We start from the raw sequence: 248 nt of genomic DNA on the forward strand, positions 1-248 counted from the left end.
TCTTAATCTTGATTATCCTAGTGCTGAAACAGAATGCGAAATCTTACGCCAATCGCGTAAAGAGGCCAAAACACATCAATTGCCGACCATTGAGCCTGTCGCTCAAGCCGACGTATTTGCCGCCCGGGATCAGGCATTAGAGATTTATTTAGCGGAACCGTTAGAGAAATACATTGTTGAAATTATTATGGCCACTCGCCAACCTGCAAGGTACAGCACTGATTTAGCCAAATGGCTTGAATATGGTG

At 44.4% G+C, this 248-nt stretch carries 1 pseudogene; it reads left to right on the plus strand.

Annotated features, from left to right (window positions below):
* Nucleotides 1–248 (plus strand): annotated as a pseudogene (locus AAEY88_RS14875) (AAA family ATPase); the annotation flags it as partial.

Source organism: Psychrobacter sp. CAL346-MNA-CIBAN-0220 (genome assembly GCF_040309805.1).
Classification (GTDB): Bacteria; Pseudomonadota; Gammaproteobacteria; order Pseudomonadales; family Moraxellaceae; genus Psychrobacter.